2 protein-coding genes are annotated in these 1802 nt (G+C 37.8%); both read right to left on the reverse strand.

All coding sequences use genetic code 11. The features are described 5' to 3' along the window. Positions 1–182: 182 nt before the first annotated feature. Positions 183–1085, reverse strand: a complete 903-nt coding sequence (locus NJ959_RS29065) for a polysaccharide deacetylase family protein (protein WP_254015239.1) — start codon at positions 1083–1085, stop codon at positions 183–185. 6 nt (positions 1086–1091) lie between these two features. Then, positions 1092–1727, reverse strand: coding sequence for a CatB-related O-acetyltransferase (locus NJ959_RS29070; protein WP_254015240.1), 636 nt, complete (start codon positions 1725–1727; stop codon positions 1092–1094). Positions 1728–1802 lie beyond the last annotated feature (75 nt).

Consider the following 1802-nt stretch of genomic DNA (forward strand, 5'->3'; position numbering starts at 1 on the left):
TTCTATCTGGGATAACCACAGGCTCTAAATATCACCTTCCATGAACCCACATTTTTCCACTCTACTAGTTTAACTTAAATTCGTCAACATGTCAAGTCTTTTAGCTCCCCAACTTTTCCCAAAAATAGATGCCTTGGGTTTAAAAATGACAATTACAGTAAAATCTTGAATTGACGTGTCGATTAAAACCACCCTCCAGATGCAAGCTTAATTAAGCTATCGACTGACTTTTCCATATTCACAGTCAAGCGGGGAATCCGATACTCATTTCTATTCCACCCTAGTTTTAACGTGCGACTATTATATAAGTATCCCGATAAATAGTATTTAGCAATATACTTCTCCACCCGCTCGTCTGTAGCACCAAATGGGTAGGCGATATGAGAGGCAACAGTTTGACTTTTATCTAAACCTGCGGTACATTTTCTTAAGCGCTTTTGATCTTCAGATATTTCCTGTTCTAAATCTCCATGAGCCAGCTCGGTTAATTTCTTGTGATGAAGTCCATGAGATTGAATATCAAAAAAACCTTTAACTAACCCCTCATTCAATTCCTTACAAGTGGCATGGTATAGACGGGAACCTTTATCGCCCATAAATCCCGCATTAACAAATAAAACTACTTTGGCTTTTTTGCCGTATTTATTTTCTAGATTTTCTAATATGGGCAGTAACTGAGTATGAATGCTTTCATAACCATCATCAAAAGTAATCATTACTGGCTTTTGCTGGGCATGTTGAGGTGGAATTGGCTGCTTAGGATTGGCTAGAAAATAATTGTAAAGCTCCTGAGTGGAGAGAAACCAATAGTCTTCACGGATTAAATAGCCTAAGAATTCCTCTAAATCTTGTTTAGGGTAAGAGGGCAGGATATTTTTATCCTGGGATACTCTATCATTTTGCAACTGAATATCCACAATATCGTGAAAGCCAAAAATTGGGATCTCATCTATTAATACTTCCAAAACTAGCTTCTTGAGAGCTAAAGTGAGGAGGAAGGCAAATAAAAAACTCTTGATAATTTTTTTGCGTTCCTGAAAAATCTCCTGAAATAGCTTACCAATAGTCATTGGCTTAGAATACATAATCTTTCACTCAGCCTCGCCCAGGGCAGAAATATCACACTCCATAATTTTATCAATATTGCGGGTAATTTTCTCTATTTCCCAATCCCACCACTTAATTTCTAGGAGTTGTGCTATTTCCGAGTCGGTGAATCTTTGCTTAATTATACCTGCTGGATTGCCACCTGCGATCGCAAAATCAGGAATATCGCTAACTACCACAGATTTTGCGGCAATAATCGCCCCATTCCCAATTTTGACTCCCGGCATAATCACAGCCTCGTAGCCCAGCCAAACATCATTACCAATAATTGTATCCCCTTTGCTGGGTAAATCCATTATTTTATCTATCTCTTTTGCCCAACCATGTCCGAAAATAGGGAAGGGATAAGTAGAAATACCATCAAGCTTGTGGTTAGCGCCGTTCATGATAAATTTAACATTGGTTGCGATCGCGCAAAACTTGCCAATAATCAATCTATCGCTGCCAAAGTTATATAACACGTTTCTTTCAAATGCTTCTGGCTCTACTGGATCGTCATAATAAGTATAATCTCCAATAATAATATTAACAGCTTTGATAACATTTTTTATAAAGCAAACTCGTTGATGCTCTTTGATTGGATAAACTTGATTGGGATTAGGGCTAGAGTTTTCAGTCATCTGAGTTGAAATTGTGGATTTTTGCAATAGCACTTTACTCTAAACGTGAGTTACATCGATAGGCACATAGAAACC

The organism is Limnofasciculus baicalensis BBK-W-15, assembly GCF_024178385.1.
Taxonomy (GTDB): domain Bacteria; phylum Cyanobacteriota; class Cyanobacteriia; order Cyanobacteriales; family Coleofasciculaceae; genus Limnofasciculus; species Limnofasciculus baicalensis.

Coding starts and splice junctions, on each gene's coding strand:
- NJ959_RS29065 (WP_254015239.1), bottom strand. CDS start 1,085: ATGTATTCTAAGCCAATGACTATTGGTAAGCTATTTCAGGAGATTTTT.
- NJ959_RS29070 (WP_254015240.1), bottom strand. CDS start 1,727: ATGACTGAAAACTCTAGCCCTAATCCCAATCAAGTTTATCCAATCAAA.